Here is a 16104-nt window from a genome sequence, read left to right as displayed (position 1 = left end):
ACTAGAACAGGAATGCGGCAGGTTTTGGGCCGGTCGCAGTCTAGCCGCCGGCGGCCGGTTTGGGAAAGGGGGCGTTTGCCCGGCGCCATACGCGCCGAAATGGCGCAGGGCAGATTTTTCGCTTGCACTCGGCCCGGCGCTTGGCCAGCGTATGCGCGATTGTCCCTAATTCATACAAGACTCCATTGCCCGACCGCCGCAAGATAGCCTATCTCTGCGATCTTTCTCCGCAGGATCCGCTGACCTATTCCGGCGGCAATGCGCGCATTTTCTCTGCCTTGCAGACCCATGTCGGCGATGTCTCGGTGCTCGATCCCGGCTGGGGCCGGATCGATCCGTTGCGTCGGCTGATCTGCGCGCTGCCCGAACCGGTGACCATTCGCGCGCTGTGGCGCGCCCGGCTGGGGCTGTCGCGGCTGATCGCGCCGGAGCTTCAGAAACAGCTGACCCGGGGCCGCTATGACGTGCTGTTCTGCGCCTATGCCTTTCACGCGCTGGCCGGGCTGCGGGTGCCGCCGGGGGTGTTCTCGATCTATTCCTCGGACGCCACGCCAACCACCTACAAGCGCTCCGAGGTGGGGCAATCCTTCGGTTCCTACCTCAGCCTCTCGCGGATGTTCGATCCGATGATCCTGGGCGCCGAGCGGCGGGTGTTCCGGGCGATGGACCTGCTGCTCTGGCCGACGGAATGGCTGAAATCGGGTGCGGATGTGCTTTACGAGCTGGCCCCCGAGCGATCTGTCATCCTGCCCTGGGGCGCCAATGTGGCCGATCCCGGCGCGGTCGATGTCCCGCCGGCGCTCAGCCGTGGCGCCCGGCTGCGCTTTGCGCTGATCGGTCGCGACTGGCACGCCAAGGGCGGGCCGCTGGTGCTCGAGACTGTTGAGCTGCTGCGCGCGCGGGGGGTGGACGCGGTGCTTGATGTGATCGGCGTCACGCCGCCAGAGGCGGCCGGCGCGGAGTACATCACCGCGCATGGCGTGCTGGACAAATCCCGCCCCGAAGACATGGCGCGTTTCGCGGCGGTGATGCGCCGGGCGCATTTCCTGTTTCAACCCTCTTTCGAGAGCTTCGGCTTTGCCTTCTGCGAGGCCTCGGCTTATGGGCTGCCGGCGCTCTGCCTGCGCATTGGCGGCGTGCCGGTGCGCGAAGGCGTCAATGGCCATGCCCTGCCGCTGGGCACCGGCGCCGAAGGCTTTGCGGCCCGGGTCGAGGCCTATCTGGCGGCGCCGCAGAAGTACGAGGCGCTGCGCCGGTCGTCCCGGCGGGAATACGAAGAGCGGCTCAACTGGGATGCCTGGGGTCGGTCGGTCGACGCTCATCTGCGCGCGCGGCACCGCTAAGAGCGCCCAGAGCGCTTTGATTTACCGAAACTGGACCTATCCGCTGGAATTCACTGGCGCTATCGCGGGCGCGGTCAAAGCTTTAGCCTGCGGCCACACAATGGGCGCCGTCCGTTCCACAGATTCTTCAGGAGATGCCGACCGATGAAAATGACCACCGAAGAAGCCTTCGTGAAAGTGCTTCAACGCCACGGGATCGAACATGCATTCGGCATCATCGGCTCGGCTTTCATGCCGATTTCGGACCTGTTTCCCAAGGCCGGCATCCAGTTCTGGGATTGCGCCCACGAAGGCTCGGGCGGGATGATGGCCGACGGCTACACCCGCGCCTGCGGCAAGATGAGCATGATGATCGCCCAGAACGGGCCCGGCATCACCAATTTCGTCACCGCCGTGAAAACCGCCTATTGGAACCACACGCCGCTCTTGCTGGTGACGCCGCAGGCCGCCAACAAGACCATCGGCATGGGTGGTTTCCAGGAAGTCGAGCAGATGAAGCTGTTCGAGGACATGGTGGCCTATCAGGAAGAGGTGCGCGACCCGTCGCGCATCGCCGAGGTGCTGAACCGGGTGATCCTGAACGCCCATCGCGCGTCTGCTCCGGCGCAGATCAACGTGCCGCGCGACTACTGGACCCAGGTGATCGACATCGAACTGCCGGAGATGGTCTCCTTCGAGCGGCCCTCGGGCGGCGAAACCGCGATTGCCGAGGCGGCCAAGCTTCTCTCCGAGGCGAAATTCCCGGTGATCCTGAACGGCGCCGGCGTCGTCCTGGCGGATGCCATCGACGACTCCATGCAGCTGGCCGAGCGGCTTTCGGCGCCTGTCTGCGTCGGCTATCAGCACAATGACGCCTTCCCAGGCTCGCATCCGCTGTTTGCCGGGCCGCTGGGCTACAATGGCTCCAAGGCCGGGATGGAGCTGATTTCCAAGGCCGATGTGGTGCTCTGTCTCGGCACGCGGCTCAACCCGTTCTCGACCCTGCCGGGCTATGGCATCGACTATTGGCCCAAGGATGCCAAGGTGATCCAGGTCGATATCAACCCCGACCGCATCGGCCTGACCAAGAAGGTCTCGGTCGGCATCGTCGGCGATGCCAAGAAGGTGGCGCAGGGCATCCTCGCGGGGCTGGATGACAGCGCCGGCGACGACGGCCGCAAGGACCGCGAAAACCTGATCATCCAGACAAAATCGGCCTGGGCGCAGCAGCTCGCCTCGATGGACCATGAGGACGACGACCCCGGCACCACCTGGAACCAGCGCGCCCGCGACGCCAAGCCCGACTGGATGAGCCCGCGCATGGCCTGGCGCGCGATTCAGAATGCGTTGCCGCGCGAGGCGATCATCTCGTCCGACATCGGCAACAACTGCGCCATCGGCAATGCCTATCCGACCTTCGAGCAGGGCCGCAAATACCTGGCGCCCGGCCTCTTTGGCCCTTGCGGTTACGGACTGCCGGCGATCATCGGCGCCAAGATCGGCTGCCCCGACACGCCGGTGGTGGGTTTTGCCGGCGACGGCGCCTTTGGCATCGCGGTGACCGAACTGACCGCCATCGGCCGCGCGGAATGGCCGCCGGTGACCATGGTCGTCTTCCGCAACTACCAATGGGGCGCCGAAAAGCGCAATTCGACGCTGTGGTACGAGGACAATTTCGTCGGCACCGAGCTTGACGACGGGGTGAGCTATGCCGGCATCGCCCAGGCCTGCGGGCTCAAGGGCGTTCAGACCAAGACCATGGACGCACTGACCGAGGCGCTGAACACCGCGATCAAGGATCAGATGGAGAACGGCAAGACCACCTTGATCGAGGCGCTTATCAATCAGGAGTTGGGCGAGCCCTTCCGCCGCGACGCGATGAAGAAACCGGTGGCGGTGGCCGGGATCGACCGGGCCGACATGCGCCGTCTTTAACGGCGGGGCGGGGCCCTGATCCGCCAAGGGGAAAGGGCCCGGCTAAAGCGCCAGCGTCACCACGGTTGCGGCGACGATATCCGCGACCGTCGCCCCGCGGCTAAGATCGCAGACCGGGCGGCGGAACCCTTGCAGGAAGGGGCCGATGGCCTGGGCGCCGGCCAGTTCCTGCGCCAGCTTGTAGGCGATGTTGCCTGCGTCCAGAGAAGGGAAGATCAGCACATTGGCATCGCCCGCGCCCGCCCCCTTCTTTGCCGCGATCCGCGCATTGAGTGCCGCATCCGCCTGGACCGGCCCGAGAAAGCCGGTGGCCTCGGCCGCCGCGCGCACCATCTCGACGCCGGGCCCGCTGCCGCTGCGGCCGGTGGAATACGACAAGAGCGCGACGCGCGCCGGGCCGAGCAGCGCCTCGCAGGAGGCTGCCGACGCCAGGGCGATGGCGGTCAGGCCCCTGGCATCCGGGGCGACGGTGACCGCGCAATCGGCAAAGATGATCTCGCGCCCGTCGGGAAAGACCATGACAAAAAACGACGAGGGCTGTGCCACGCCCTCTGCCAGGCCGATGGCCAACCCGGCCGCCTCGATCACCTTGGCGGTCGGGCTGTCGGCGCCAGCGACCATGGCATCCGCCTCGCCCGCCGCCACCATCGCTGCCGCCCGGATCAGCGGCCGCGTCAGCATCCGCCGGGCGATCCCTTCCTTCATGCCACGATTGGCCGCCAGTGCCGCGATCTGCGCCTCGCTCACCGGGCCCAGGCCCACCGGCTCGGCCAGGCCCTGCCGGCGCAGCCGGGCGCAGGCCTCGGCGACGCGCGGCTCGTCGATCTCGGGGAAGACCACGCGGGCTCCGCGCCCGCGCACGGCCTCATATGCCTTTTCAAGAACTGCCATGCCCCGCCTTTCCGCATTTCCAGGAGACCATGATGACTGACGACGTGAAGATCAACCGGGGCCTCAAGGGCATCTACTTTGAACGCTCCGGCGTCAGCCATATCGACGGACGGGCCGGCGAACTGCTGTACCGGGGCTACACGATCCATGATCTGGCCGAGCACAGCACCTTCGAGGAGGTCTGCTATCTGCTGATCCATGGCGAATTGCCCGGCGCCGCCGAGCTGGACGCCTTCGACGCCGCGCTCAGGGCCGCTCGGCACCTGCCGGCGGCAGTGCATGAGATCATTCGCGCCACGGCCGACGGCCACCCGATGGATGTGTTGCGCACCGCCGTCTCGGCGCTGGCGGCGCTGGAGCCGGACAGCCGCGAAACCGGCGCGGAAGCCTTTCTGCGCAACGGCATCCGTCTCACCGCCCAGGTGCCGATGATCATTGCCGCGCATGAGGCCATCCGCAACGGCCGCGACCCGGTGGCGCCCGATCTGGCGCTGGGTCATGCTGCCAACTGGCTCTGGATGCTGACCGGCGAGAAACCCTCGGCCGAGGCGGCGCGGCTGGCCGATGTCGATTTCATCCTGCACGCCGAGCACGGCGCCAATGCCTCGTCCTTCGCCGCCCGGGTCACCGTCGGCACCGAGGCCAATCTGCACGGGGCCATCGTCACCGCCCTGGCCACGCTGGCCGGGCCGGCGCACGGCGGCGCCGCCGAGGACGTGATGAAGATGGTGCGCGAGATCGGCACGCCGGAGAACGCCGCCGCCTACGTCAAGGCCAAGCGCGCCGCCAAGGAGCCGGTTACCGGCTTTGGCCACCGGGTCTATCGCGCCGAAGACCCGCGCGCGCGCCACATGCGCGACGGCGTGCGCAAGCTGGGCGAGGAAAAAGGCGCGCCGGAGTGGTACGAGATCTTGCAGGCCGTGGTCACGGCGATGCAGCCCTATGCCCGGCACGGGCTGAACGTGAACGTGGATTTCTATTCTGGGGTCGTCTATCAATTGCATGGCATTCCGATGGATCTCTACGTGCCGATCTTTGCCATCGGTCGGATGCCCGGATGGATCGTGCAATGCCTCGAACAGCAGCAGAGCAATATCCTGATCCGGCCGCTCACCCTGTACAACGGGCCGCAACGGCGCGCCTATGTGCCGCTGGGAGACCGCGATTGACCCGCAAGCCGCCCACGCTCCGCCCCGACAGTCGCCTCAGCGAATGGCTGGGCCGATGGCGTGGCATGGCGGTCAGCGTCGCCGACCCCGACCTGCCGCGCTCCAACGCGCCCGAGGCGCCGCCGGCCGCCGCCGCAATGCTCGGGCTGGGGCTGCGGGCCTTCGATCGGGTGGTGCTGCCCAAGGCGGTCAGTGCCGCGATCGCGGGCTGCAAGCACCGCTTCGGCTGGGTCGCCGGGCCGCCGATCGAGGAGTGGGAGCCGATCGCGCTTCATATCGATACAGAGGCGCGGCTCTGGCTGGCGGTGCAGGATTACGAGACCGACGAATATGCCATGTGGATCGTCGGTTTTGACGGCGATCTCGCACCCCGCAGGCTGCGCCGGGCGCCGGATCTTGCCGGTGCCGCCCAGCCGCCCCTGCCGGAGCGAGGCGACGAGGTTCTGACCTTCTGAGGGGGCTTACTTGCGGCCGCCGAACCAGCCGCGCATCCGGCTTCCGGTGCCTTTCACCGCGTCGGAGGCATCGGCAAAGCCTTCCTCGACATCCTCGAGCATCGGATCGATGCGCCGTCTGCGGAACCGCCGCCAGCGCACGTAGATCGCCCAGAACACCAGCGCCGTCAGCGTCAGGATGATGATGTTGGTCCAGGGGATGATCGTCACGTCGGGGCTGTCCACCCGCCGCACGTCGACGGCGTTGGGATAGATCGACAGAAATTCGTTGCGCCAGCCGTAATGTCTGATCACCACCCAGCGCGGGTTGTCCGAGGTCGAGCGCAGGTCGGCGGCCTCGGTTTGCAGGTTGGCGGTGTCGAACTTGAAATAGGGCGGCCAGCCCCAGCCGGTATCCTCGTTGCGATAGACCATCGGCCGGCCATTGTCGCGGATCGTCTGGATGAAAAAGACGTCGCGGTTGACCTGACCGGTGGCATTGCCGCTGTCGGGGCTGGACCAGAAAATCGAGTTCTCGCCGAAATCCACCCGGCGGATCTCGGTATCGGTGATACGCGCCACGTCATGCTGCGGCAGGGTGTAGTGGAAAAAGGCGCCAACCAGGGCCCAGAAGGCCAGGATGAAAAACCATTTGATGTAACGCATGTGAGAGGCCCCGTGATTTACTGGATATGTAGTGCCTTGCCGGGCATTTGGAAACATCTGCCGGCGGCTTGAGCCCGCCCGCCGGAGATTTTCAGACCGCGACACAGGGGCGCGCGACGATGGTTCGGCCCGCGAGGGGCCGGGCCGGCGGACGCTAGTGGAAGTTGGTGAAATAGATCACCGCGGTGATCAGCACCAGCGGCACGACATAGACCCCGAGGATCAGCTTGCGGCGCAGGGATTTGTCGTATTCGGCAAGCCCGTCCTCGACAAAGGAGCGGCGGGTCGCCTCGTCGCCTTCGAAACCGTCGGCCTCCCATTGCGCCTCGAGCTTGTCGCGGCGGACCGCGCGGGAATAGAGCGACAGGCAGATATAGACCACGGTGAGAAGGAGAAAGCCCAGGCCCGCGAGTTTCAGGAATGCCAGCATCGTCTAACGTCCTCTTACCGCGCCCCAGGGGCCGACCCGGGCGATCAGGTCGTCGCCCGGCTCTTGCATCGGGGGCTCATGGCCAAAGAGTGCGGCACGCGCCCCGGCCTTGTCCACCTGATATTCACGGGTCAGGAAATCGACAACATAGCTGCGCTTGGTCTCGGACCAGGCGCGATGGAGCTGATAGAACAGTTGCTTGTGACAGATGAAGAGCTGGCGGATGTCGCGCGGGGCCAGCTCGGCCAGCAGCATGTTGACGAGGTCGCGGTCGGGTGTGTCGGCGGCGCGCAGCGACAGGAAATAGGACGGGTGCTCCGAGGTGATGCGCGGCCAGTCGCCGGCGCCCTCGGCCCAGTGCACCAGCCGGCCCAGCCCGTGATAGGCCTCGGGCAATTGGCCGGCGTGGCGCCGCGCCAGGTGGCGAATGTCGCGCCGCGTCGCCCCGGTGAGATCGATCCCGGCGTCCTGGGCGGCGTCGACGACGATGAAATCCATCTTTTGCCGCAGGATGGCGGCGGCGTCGAGGCCGGGCGCGGTGACGATGGATTCGACCAGGCGGTTGCTTTCGAGAAAGCGGGCGATGCGGCTGCGGTCCGACAGGTCGAAAACCGCGCCGATCGGCAGGTCTTGCATTGCGGTCTTGTCGCCGGCGGTGATCAGCGCCGGCCGATCGACCGCGCGGAACAGGTAGAAGCCTCCGAAATGGCTGGTCCAGAAGTTCTGCGTCTCGAAGCTCATGGTCTCGAGCAGCACCGGGTTGCGCAGGATGTCGCCGGTGTTCCGCGCCGCGCCGATCATCCGTGCGATCAGCTGGTCATCGAACCAGGCATCCTCGCGGGTCTTGAACTCATCGACCATTTCCGCCAGCTCCCGCGCCTGCCGCAACGTGCCGCCGGTGGTGTCGGCCTCGACGGTGATCTTGCGGATGTCGAGCAGGCGGGCGGGCGTGGTCAGGCTGAAGATCGAATTCACCAACTCGCCGGCGACGGCATCGCGGGCGGTGAGCGCAAAGAGCTGGGCCTCGTTGGTTTCGATGAACTGTCTGAGAATGGTGCGGCTGGTGGAGAAGGTGGCATCGAGCAGCGGCGCGGTCTTCTGCTCGGTGGTGAGCAGGATGAACTGCCGGTTGACGCCATGGTGGTTGAGATAGAGCGGATCGCCCAGCTCGTCGCCGATTTCCGGGGAGAAGCCGGAGATGTCGATGTGGAATTCGGTGAGGGCGGTCTGCGTGCCGGCCAGATGCCGGAGCGCGCGGTTGTAGCGGTCGATGAGCGCGGGGCTGTCGACGCGGATCAGGTTGCCGAACATGAGGCCGGATTGGATGAGGCGGTTCATTGGGACTTCCGTGTCATGGTTCTAGCAAGGCTTCCTGAAAACTGGTTTTGGTGGTCACTGATCCTCGAAACGAAAGGCATTCATCGTATTGCGTATTGCGTATTGCGTATTGCGTGGCGGCGTTGGTTGTTTGTCGCGAGAACCCAGAGCATTTTCCAATTTCTGTGAGTTTGCCTCCCGCCCGGGGTTACCCCGGGCCGCGCCTTTCCGGGGAGCCCTCGCAATCCCCCGGAGGGCGCGGTCGCGGTGGCGTCACCGAAATGCAGGGCGCGTCTGATGCGCGGGCGCCGCGACGCGCACAAGAGGAGAAGGCGTTCCCCAGATCGAGCGCCGCCCTCCGCGCCCCGGACGTGATCCGGGGCCTCTTGCCCAACGCCACGACGAGGTCCCGGATCAGGTCCGGGACGGGGAAACGCAGGGATCTTCCCTTGCCCTCCAGATACGGCCGCTTTGCCTCTTCCTGCCGGCCATACTCCCGCACCATGGCCGCCTCGTCGGATTTGTCGGCGTGGCGGTTGATCTCCTGCGCCACCATCTCCGGCGTCACCGGCACTCGCTGCGCGGCCCTCAGCGCAAGGCCGCCCGTCCCGGACCTGATCCGGGACCTCTTGCCCAACGCCACGACGAGGTCCCGGATCAGGTCCGGGACGGGGAAACGCAGGGATCTTCCCTTGCCCTCCAGATACGGCCGCTTTGCCTCTTCCTGCCGGCCATACTCCCGCACCATGGCCGCCTCGTCGGATTTGTCGGCGTGGCGGTTGATCTCCTGCGCCACCATCTCCGGCGTCACCGGCACTCGCTGCGCGGCCCTCGGCGCAAGGCCGCCCGTCCCGGACTTGATCCGGGGCCTCTTGGCCAACGTCGCGATGAGGTCCCGGATCAGGTCCGGGACGGCGAAGCACCAAACTCATCCCTTGCCCTCCAGATATCGCCGCTTTGCCTCTTCCTGCCGGCCATACTCCCGCACCATGGCCGCGATGGCCGCCTCGTCGGATTTGTCGGCGTAGCGGAATTCGCTGTCGGCGTAGCGGTTGATCTCCTGGATCACCATCTCCGGCGTCACCGGCACGCGCAGCTCGGAAATCATCGCCAGCTTGGTGTCATAAGGCTGGTGCAGGAACAGCGTCGGGTCCTCCATCCATGTGTCCGGAAGCTCGAAATCCATCGAACGCACCTTGACCGCATCGGTGATGTTCTTGATCGCCCGGCCGGTAAAGCGCGGGTCGGCCTGCTGGATGGCCTTCAGATAGCTGCCCATCCTGGCAATCGTGTCCAGCGCGCCGACCTGCGCGTGCACCCGGTCGAAGACACGCAGCAGGCCCTCCTCATGCGGACGGGCGTGGCTTTCGAAGCTGGCGGCGACGGCGCGTTTGATCTCTTGCGCGGCAAAGGCCTGGTGGTCGCCCAGGGGGATATCGTGGCCCTTGCCCATCAGCAGATGCAGGATGTCGATGTAATCCTCGCGCGTTTGCGGCCCGTCGACGAGAAACCGCGCCCCGGCGCGCTGGCGCAGCGCGTCGTCGACGTTCTCGGGGTAGTTCGAGAACATGCCGAAGGTGCAATTGCCGCGCACCACGGTATTGGCGCCGGCAAAGCTCTCCATCAGGACGGCGGTGATCTCGAGCTGGCCGGCCGAGGACTGCCGGTCGCCGCGTTTGCCGGCAAGCTGGTCGATGTCGTCGATGGTGCCGAAGCCGATGACGTTCGGGTCGACGATCGTGTTGATGAAGGCCTTGGCGTTCTGGCCCGATTTGCCCTGGTAGCTGTCGATGTTGTCAGTTGACAGATTCTGGTAGCGGAACGGGTAGTCGGCCACCTTGCAATAGTCGTTGATCAGCCCGGCCATCATCTGGATCAGCGTGGTCTTGCCGGTGCCCGGCTTGCCGTCGCCCATGAAGGTGAAGATGAAGCCGCCCAGTTCGGCAAAGGGGTTGAGCCGGCGCTCGAAGTCATAGGCCATCAGCATCTTCGACAGCTTCATCGCCTGGTACTTGGCGATATGGTTGCCGACCACCTCATGCGGCTTCTTGAAGGTCATGGTGAGCGTGGTGGATTTGGCCTTGGCCGCCGGGGTGAAGCCGCGGATCGTCAGACCGTCGGCCTCGACCTGCCACGTCGCGTTCTGGAACGGCGCGAGGTGGGGGGCGGCCTGGCTGCGCAAGCTCACCTTGTCCATCACCTGCTCGGCAAAGGCAGTCAGAGTGGCAATCAGATGGGCATCGTCGGGGGCGTGGGTGTCGATGTCCTGTTCCAGTTCCCACAGGAGGCCGTGCAGCGCGATCTGGGCATTGTCGGGGATCAGCTCCTCGACCTCGCCGACCTCGACGCTGGTTTCGGAGGCGTGGGGCGACAGCAGATAGGCGGTGGCATTGGCCCAGCAATGGGCGGTGATCAGCGCCTCGGCACTCAGACGCTCGGAGAATTCGGTCTTGCGGTTGGCGGGCAGGGCATGTGCGAGGTTGGCGCGTTTCAGATCGGCAAGGCCGGTGGCCTCGGCATAGGCCTCGCCCATGGCCTGGGCGATGGCGATGGCGCGGCGCAGGGCGTGCAGTGCGGTGGCTTGCAGGGGGGTGGTGAGGGCGTCGTCGGCGTCCGCCGCCTCGATCGTGGCGCGCAGGCTGACGCCGTGTTTGGCGGCGGTGCGGCGGGTGGCGAGGCCGGGGGTGGTGGAGCGGAACCGCGAGCTGCGGGGAATGCCGGGGGAGCGCTCCTGCGCCCTTGCGGGAGCCGTGGCGGTGGCAATGCGCGGGGTGTGATCGAAACCGGTCAGAAGCGCCGTGGCGGCGGGGTAGTGTTTCCGGATGTCCTCTTCGCGAAGCTCCATCTGGTCGGTGGTCTGGCTCATGCGATTTTCTCCAAACGGGGCCGGGCCTTTGCCCGGCGTCCGGGTCAATAGGACAACACCCGTCCGCCCGGGCTGACGACGAACTTGCGCACCGCGGCAAAGCCCGGTGGGTTCTTTTCCGCCAGCACCTGAAACGGGCGCTGGGGCAGGATGATGGCGCGCTGGGTCTCGGTGGCGCCGGTGTCGATGCCCCGGCCCGAGAAGGGATCGAGCGCAAACACCTCGCGCTCCACGGTCGAGAACCAGCCGGCGCGGGTTTCGGTCACGTCTTCGCTGCGCAGCATTTCCGAGGTCCAGGCGAGCGTCCAGTCTTCGCCCGGCGGCGATTTCGCCTCGGCCAGCACGTCGCGGATCGGCCCGGACTGGCGGGTGAAGCTGTGCGAATACATCGGCCCGATGTGGAACCGGCGCAGGCGTTTGGGGTGGAGATCGTCAAAGCTCTCGTCGAAGCCCCGGGCGATGGTCAAAAGCTTCAGCGCGCCAAGCGATTGCGCCATCAGATGCCGCTGCACTTCGGGCCAGCGGCGCTCGTCCTTGGGCAGGGCGGTGCGGCCGGTGTCGTCCAGTTCGAGCACGTAGATCGTCGGCAGGTTAATCTGGCTGTCATAGACCGCCCAGTAAATGCGGTACTTGCGCCGCCCCTCGAAACCCTCGACCCAGTCGATGCGCGGGTCCATCCGGGCCCAGAACAGATGGCCCCCGAGCAGCTCCTCGTAATAGAGCCGCTGCGACAGGGCGAATTGCAGCCGGGTCGGGATCGCCTGTTCCGAGACGATCTGGCGGACCATCCGGTCCTTCAGCGCCGCGATCCCGGGCATGTTTTCCAGATGCGCCTCGGCCTGCTGCGCGTCATTGGCCATGACCAGCAGCTCCTGAAAGGTCGGAAAGCCGCTCTCGGTGGCGTCGATGGCCAGCGAGCCAAAGAACTGGCCGGTGTCGCGGCCGACCAGCAGGTACTTCATGCTCAGCGCCTTGAAGGTGTAGGCGATGCCGCGAATGTAGCGCGCGAGGATCTTGACGTCTTCGCGGCTCAGGCTGCCCTCAGCCTCCATCACCGCCGCCACCCGGCCGAGATGGGTGGTGATCGTCTCGAACTTGCGGAAATAGCGGCGCGAGGCGAGGAGGTCGGTGAGGCCGCGATGGTCCTGGGCCGGGTTGGTCACGATGCCACCTCGCGCCCCGGACGTGATCCGGGGCCTCGTGCCAATGGTGAGCCAAGAGGTCCCGATGCAGGCCCGGGACGGGGGCGTCGGGAGCGGGTTGGGCCGTGCGACGCGTGGGCGACAAGGCCGCGACCGGTTTGGCGGCTCTGCCGTGATGGGATGCCGCCTTGCGCCCCGGACGTGATCCGGGGCCTCGCGTCTGTGGCCGGCCAGGAGGTCCCGGGGCGGGCCCGGGACGGGGGTGTCGGGGGCGGGACCGGTCGTGCAACGTGGTCGGGCGGCGGTTGCATCGGGTAGCCCAGCGATGTCGAAATGTCACCTCGCGCCCCGGACCTGATCCGGGGCCTCGCGTCAGTGGCGGGCCAGGAGGTCCCGGGGCGGGCCCGGGACGGGGGTATCGGCGGCGGGGCCGGTCGTGCGTCGCGGTCGGGCGGGAGTTGCATTGGGTGGCCCAGCGATGTCGGGATGCCGCCTCGCGCCCCGGACCTGATCCGGGGCCTCGCGCCTGTGGCGGGCCAGGAGGTCCCGGGGCGGGCCCGGGACGGGGGTGTCGGGGGCAGGGCCGGCCGTGTGTCGCGGTCGGGCGAAGGTTGCATCGGCTGGCTCAGCCCTGTCACGACAAAGGGCATCAGGCGCCGTAGGCGTTACTGTCGTGTTTCTCGACGATCTCGGCAAAGCGGCGGGCGAAACGCTCGTCGGCCTTGGCCTTGGCCTCGAGCACGTCGCGGGCAAAGACCATGTGATCCTCATGCGCCTCGAGCATGTCGGCCATCTTCTGGTTGGTCGCGGTGCCGATGGCGGCCATCGCGGTCTGGGCCTCCTGATCGGTCTTGACCCCGATCTCGTTGATCCGGTGCGCCACGTCCTGCTGTTGCGCGGTCTTCAGAGATTTGGTCAGGGCGTCATAGAGCACCACCCGCTGCCGGGTGTCGGTCTGAAGCTTGTTGATCAGCACCATCTGCGTCGCCGCCTGGTTTTGCAGGCTGTCGACCCAGCTCTTGCCCTTTTCGATGTAGCGCTCCAGCGTCTGGCTCTTGGCCAGCTTGACCTGTTCCTGCTGCACCCGTTCGTTGTAGGCCTTGTTCAGATCGGCGAGCTCGGTTTCGAGCCGGGTGCGGGCGCTGGCATCCTGTTCGACGGCGATCTTGTTCTCCAACGCGATGATCTCGGGGTCCATGGCGAGGATCTCCGCCTTGGTGGCCTCAAGCTCGCCGACTGTAAACTCGCGTTCGTCCAGCGTCTCGGTGAGATTGCTCTCCACCCGGTCCTTCTGGTCGTTGAGCACCGCAAGCTGGCTTTCCAGCAGCTTGGTGATGATGTCGGACTTGGAAATCAGGTCTTGCAGCTTGTCATCGATATTGGCGGTCTTCATCCGCTCCTGCCGCAGGGCGTCGGACCGGTCCTTGGAGAAGAAACCGACAAAGCTCTCCCAGCCGGTCTTGGACCGCATCTCGTCGAAATCGCGGGAAAAGGCGGCGGTGACATCGTCAAGCCCCATGATCAGCTCAGCGATATTGGCGTTCATCACCTCGGTATGGGCATGCACATCCTCGAGCGTGGCGTTTTCCACGTCGATCGCGGCTTCGGTGCCCTGTTTCATCTTTTCCCGCGCGGTCTCGATCCGGCTGGTGATCTCGGAGATCTTGGATTGGGCCTCGGCCACCTGGGCCTGGCTTTCGCGCAGCTGCGTGTCGAAATTGGACATGGGTGGCTTCCTGTTGCGAATGTATCTGGTGAATATAGGTAATGTTATGCGTATTTACATCGGGGCGATGCGCTGGCCTTGGGGAAAGTCTGGCAAATGTTCCCCCTGTTGGGAAGGTCTGAAATTCCTGCCCCGCCGCTGGCTCGGGCTACCTGTCCAGCAGCGACATCACCCCGGTCGCCAGGGCCAGCAGCGCCCGGCGGTGGCGGCCCAGCGGGAAGCGGCGCGGTGCTGTGGCAAAGGCGGCCGGGTAGGGCGCGTCGGGCTGTTTGTCGCGGACCAGGTCGGCGAGCAGACGGCCGGCATAGCTGCCCATGGCGACGCCATTGCCGTGAAAGGCGAGGCCGGCGAATGCGCCGGGCATCTCGGGGATCGGGCCGACAAAGGGTGTGCGGTTGCGCGCGAGGCAGACGAGACCCGACCAGAAGTGCGGCCGCTCCACCTGCGCCCAGGCCGGGAACATGACGTCGAAATCGGCCTCGATCTTGCGGCGGAATCGGGCATTGGCGCGGGGCGTCGCAAAGGTGCCGCCGCGCATGCCGAAGAGAAAGCGGTTGTCCGGCAGCAGGCGGAAGTAATGCAGCAGTCTGCGGGTGTCATAGGCCATTTGCCGCGAGGTCCAGCCCTGGGCGGACAGTTCGGCCTCGGTCAGCGGACGGGTGGCGAGGATGTTGGATTGCAGCGGCATGTAGCGGGCGCGCAGCCAGCCGGGGATGTCGTCGCTGGAATAGCCGTTGGTGGCGAGGATCAGCCGTTTCGCTTTCAGCGGACCCTTGGGCGTGGTCAGGGTAAAGCCGTCGCCCTGGGTGATGGCGGTGACCGGGCTGGCGTCATGCAACCTGGCGCCGGCCGCCTCGGCGGCACTGGCGAGGCCGGTGACATATTTGCGCGGGTTGAGCGCGAAACCCAGCGGAATGGTCAGCCCGCCGTGGAAGGGGCCTGACATGCCAAGGGCGGCGAGATCGGCTGGTTCGTGCAATTGGGGCGTGACGCCATAGACCTCGGCGACATGCGGCAGCTCGCGGCGCAGCGCGGCCATGTGGCGCGGGGTGTGGGCGAGCAGGGTCTCGCCCTCGGAATGGGTTTCGGCGTCGATGCCGTGGCGCGCCAGACGCTCGGCCACCAGCGCCACGGCGGCTTTCTCGGCGGCACGGTAAATCGCCGGGGCCTCGGGTCCGAAACGGCGCGCGAGCTGCGGATTGGAGATCATGCCGCCGCCGAGACAGCAGAAGCCGCCATTGCGCCCCGAAGCGCCCCAGCCGATGTGGCGCGCCTCGAGCAGCGTCACTTCCGTGCCGGCCTCCGCCAGATGCAGCGCCGCCGAGAGCCCGGTGAAGCCGCCGCCGATCACCGCGACCTCGGTGCTTTGCGGCCCGTCAAAGGCCGCGCGCGCCGGGGCCGCATCGGCAGTCCACAGGCATCCCGACAGCGGCGCGTCGGAATAGGCGTGATCCTCGTAGAGCCGTTGCATCAGGCACGGACGGCGGCCTGGGCCTCGGCCTGTTGCCGGATGCTGGCGCGTTTCGACACCAGCGAGGCGGTGATCACGCCCAGGGTGACGATCCCGATCATGATCGTCGACAGCGCGTTGATCTCGGGGCTGACACCCAGCCGCACGGCCGAGAAGATCTTGATCGGCAGGGTGGTGGCCGAGGGTCCGGCGGTGAAGGACGCGATCACCAGGTCGTCGAGCGACAGGGTGAAGGCCAGAAGCCAGCCCGAAATCACCGCCGGGGCGATGATCGGCAGGGTGACCAGCCGGAACGCCTCGAACGGCGTGCAGCCGAGGTCCAAGGCGGCTTCTTCCAACGAACGGTCGAAGCTGACCAGCCGCGACGAAACCACGACCGAGACGTAGCACATGGAGAACGTCGTATGCGCGAGGATGATGGTCAGGATGCCCCGGTCGAGCCCGATGCCGATGAAGAGCAGCAGCAGCGACAGCCCGGTGATCACCTCTGGCATCACCAGCGGTGCGTAGATCATGCCGGAAAACAGCGTGCGGCCATGAAACCGCCCGGCGCGCACCAGCACATAGGCCGCCATGGTGCCCAACACCGTCGCGATGGTGGAGGAGACGACGGCGACGCGGATGGTGACCCAGGCCGCGTCGAGAAAGGCCTCGTTCTGCAACAGCTCGGCGTACCAGCGGGTCGAGAACCCGGCCCAGACGGTGACCAGCTTGGAGGCGTTGAAGCTGTAGGCT

General features: G+C 66.4%; 13 protein-coding genes and 1 pseudogene. 4 read left to right on the top strand and 10 right to left on the bottom strand.

Annotated features, from left to right (window positions below):
- Positions 1–185 precede the first annotated feature (185 nt).
- A complete protein-coding gene (locus AC0J5K_RS15835) occupies positions 186–1343 on the top strand; it encodes a glycosyltransferase family 4 protein (RefSeq protein ID WP_274565786.1) in 1158 nt (385 codons plus the stop codon).
- Between the two features lie 144 nt (positions 1344–1487).
- Entirely contained in the window at positions 1488–3257 is a 1770-nt protein-coding gene (gene xsc / locus AC0J5K_RS15830; protein ID WP_274565787.1) for a sulfoacetaldehyde acetyltransferase, read from the top strand.
- 42 nt (positions 3258–3299) lie between these two features.
- On the opposite strand, the gene AC0J5K_RS15825 is transcribed toward xsc, so the two are convergent.
- Complete coding sequence (locus tag AC0J5K_RS15825) at positions 3300–4148, bottom strand: phosphate acyltransferase (protein ID WP_274565788.1); 849 nt, start codon at positions 4146–4148, stop codon at positions 3300–3302.
- A gap of 32 nt (positions 4149–4180) precedes the next feature.
- Here AC0J5K_RS15825 and AC0J5K_RS15820 point away from each other — a divergent pair, with 32 nt between their 5' ends.
- Both AC0J5K_RS15820 and AC0J5K_RS15815 read left to right on the top strand, forming a co-directional pair.
- On the top strand, positions 4181–5317 hold the full coding sequence (locus AC0J5K_RS15820; protein WP_274565789.1) for a citrate/2-methylcitrate synthase: 1137 nt from the start codon (positions 4181–4183) through the stop codon (positions 5315–5317).
- Positions 5314–5772: a hypothetical protein gene (locus tag AC0J5K_RS15815; RefSeq protein ID WP_274565790.1), complete on the top strand. Its 459-nt coding sequence runs from the start codon at positions 5314–5316 to the stop codon at positions 5770–5772. The genes AC0J5K_RS15820 and AC0J5K_RS15815 overlap by 4 nt, the downstream gene beginning before the upstream one ends.
- Positions 5773–5778: 6 nt before the next feature.
- On the opposite strand, the gene AC0J5K_RS15810 is transcribed toward AC0J5K_RS15815, so the two are convergent.
- The 9 genes and pseudogenes from AC0J5K_RS15810 to AC0J5K_RS15770 form a co-directional block, all read right to left on the bottom strand.
- On the bottom strand, positions 5779–6417 hold the full coding sequence (locus tag AC0J5K_RS15810; RefSeq protein ID WP_048533307.1) for a DUF1523 family protein: 639 nt from the start codon (positions 6415–6417) through the stop codon (positions 5779–5781).
- A gap of 154 nt (positions 6418–6571) precedes the next feature.
- Positions 6572–6847 (bottom strand): hypothetical protein, encoded by a 276-nt coding sequence (locus AC0J5K_RS15805; RefSeq protein ID WP_048533306.1) that lies wholly within the window; start codon positions 6845–6847, stop codon positions 6572–6574.
- A gap of 3 nt (positions 6848–6850) precedes the next feature.
- A complete protein-coding gene (locus AC0J5K_RS15800) occupies positions 6851–8185 on the bottom strand; it encodes a DUF6638 family protein (RefSeq protein WP_274565791.1) in 1335 nt (444 codons plus the stop codon).
- Positions 8186–8372: 187 nt separating this feature from the next.
- Positions 8373–8963: a hypothetical protein gene (locus AC0J5K_RS15795; RefSeq protein ID WP_420398610.1), complete on the bottom strand. Its 591-nt coding sequence runs from the start codon at positions 8961–8963 to the stop codon at positions 8373–8375.
- Positions 8964–9092: 129 nt separating this feature from the next.
- The gene (locus tag AC0J5K_RS15790; protein ID WP_274565305.1) at positions 9093–11030 is read right to left on the bottom strand and encodes an AAA family ATPase; all 1938 of its coding nucleotides are present in this window, start codon (positions 11028–11030) and stop codon (positions 9093–9095) included.
- Positions 11031–11074: 44 nt separating this feature from the next.
- Positions 11075–12193, bottom strand: a complete 1119-nt coding sequence (locus AC0J5K_RS15785) for a hypothetical protein (protein ID WP_274565306.1) — start codon at positions 12191–12193, stop codon at positions 11075–11077.
- 628 nt (positions 12194–12821) lie between these two features.
- A complete protein-coding gene (locus tag AC0J5K_RS15780) occupies positions 12822–13898 on the bottom strand; it encodes a coiled-coil domain-containing protein (RefSeq protein WP_074836017.1) in 1077 nt (358 codons plus the stop codon).
- A 148-nt stretch (positions 13899–14046) separates the two neighbouring features.
- Positions 14047–15369 carry an NAD(P)/FAD-dependent oxidoreductase gene (locus AC0J5K_RS15775; RefSeq protein WP_274565307.1) on the bottom strand — a complete coding sequence of 441 codons (1323 nt, stop codon included), beginning with the start codon at positions 15367–15369 and terminating at the stop codon, positions 14047–14049.
- Positions 15369–16100, bottom strand: a pseudogene (locus AC0J5K_RS15770) (ABC transporter permease); the annotation flags it as partial. The gene AC0J5K_RS15775 and the pseudogene AC0J5K_RS15770, both read right to left, overlap by 1 nt.
- Positions 16101–16104: the final 4 nt, after the last annotated feature.

It is taken from the genome of Marinovum sp. E3 (assembly GCF_055755275.1).
Note: the sequence above shows the minus strand (reverse complement) of the source record. Positions and strands in the feature narration are given on the sequence as shown.

What these genes read in the sequence shown, in the direction of transcription:
- xsc (WP_274565787.1), top strand. Translation starts at nt 1,488, where the DNA reads ATGAAAATGACCACCGAAGAAGCCTTCGTGAAAGTGCTTCAACGCCAC.
- AC0J5K_RS15825 (WP_274565788.1), bottom strand. Translation starts at nt 4,148, where the DNA reads ATGGCAGTTCTTGAAAAGGCATATGAGGCCGTGCGCGGGCGCGGAGCC.
- AC0J5K_RS15820 (WP_274565789.1), top strand. Translation starts at nt 4,181, where the DNA reads ATGACTGACGACGTGAAGATCAACCGGGGCCTCAAGGGCATCTACTTT.
- AC0J5K_RS15810 (WP_048533307.1), bottom strand. Translation starts at nt 6,417, where the DNA reads ATGCGTTACATCAAATGGTTTTTCATCCTGGCCTTCTGGGCCCTGGTT.
- AC0J5K_RS15805 (WP_048533306.1), bottom strand. Translation starts at nt 6,847, where the DNA reads ATGCTGGCATTCCTGAAACTCGCGGGCCTGGGCTTTCTCCTTCTCACC.
- AC0J5K_RS15800 (WP_274565791.1), bottom strand. Translation starts at nt 8,185, where the DNA reads ATGAACCGCCTCATCCAATCCGGCCTCATGTTCGGCAACCTGATCCGC.
- AC0J5K_RS15795 (WP_420398610.1), bottom strand. Translation starts at nt 8,963, where the DNA reads ATGGTGGCGCAGGAGATCAACCGCCACGCCGACAAATCCGACGAGGCG.
- AC0J5K_RS15790 (WP_274565305.1), bottom strand. Translation starts at nt 11,030, where the DNA reads ATGAGCCAGACCACCGACCAGATGGAGCTTCGCGAAGAGGACATCCGG.
- AC0J5K_RS15780 (WP_074836017.1), bottom strand. Translation starts at nt 13,898, where the DNA reads ATGTCCAATTTCGACACGCAGCTGCGCGAAAGCCAGGCCCAGGTGGCC.
- AC0J5K_RS15775 (WP_274565307.1), bottom strand. Translation starts at nt 15,369, where the DNA reads ATGCAACGGCTCTACGAGGATCACGCCTATTCCGACGCGCCGCTGTCG.